The 592-nt window shown below is 65.2% G+C and carries 1 protein-coding gene and 1 pseudogene; both read left to right on the plus strand.

Features of this window, described 5'->3' with window-relative positions; all coding sequences use genetic code 11:
• Positions 1-157 (plus strand): annotated as a pseudogene (locus B7G66_RS19115) (damage-inducible protein); the annotation flags it as partial.
• Positions 158-164: 7 nt separating this feature from the next.
• Positions 165-592: Y-family DNA polymerase (locus B7G66_RS16465; protein ID WP_456306328.1), on the plus strand; the 428-nt coding region annotated here is incomplete at its 3' end.

The raw sequence follows: 592 nt of genomic DNA on the forward strand, positions 1-592 counted from the left end.
CCGTGCGGGCGAATGTGCCGATTTTGAAGTGGAGGCCTGTGATGCCAAAGGAAGGCTCGCCCCCTGTATCCCGGTCGCGGATCGTCTCGCTTTACCTGCCACTCTGGCCGACCGACCGGATCAGGAAACGACTTGGGCCAGACGCGCCCGCGCCTGAAACGCCGCTGGCGCTGGCCGGGCGTGAAGGACGACGTCGGGTTGTCCTGTCGGTCGATCTTGCCGCCCGGAAGCTGGGGCTGCGCCCAAGCATACCGGTGGCCAAGGCTCAGGCGCTCTATCCCGATCTGGTGCTGATGGACGCCGATCCCGAAGGCGACCGGCTCGGACTGGAAAAACTCGCTTTGTGGTTCCTGCACAGGATCGCGCCCATCGTGGCCGTCGATACGCCGGACGGGCTGGTGCTCGACACGACCGGGGCAGATCACCTGCATGGGGGCGAACTTCCCATGCTCAAGGATATGGTCCACCGCATGGCAGGAGCCGGTTTTTGCGCTCGGGCCGTAGTCGCGGACACCTGGGGGGCGGCCCACGCGCTGGCTCGCTATGGGCGGTTAGCGATTGCGGTTGTCCCTTCAGATAAAACGACCTCTGC

Origin of the sequence: Novacetimonas hansenii JCM 7643 (assembly GCF_000964405.1) — a bacterium.
Lineage (GTDB): Bacteria > Pseudomonadota > Alphaproteobacteria > Acetobacterales > Acetobacteraceae > Novacetimonas > Novacetimonas hansenii.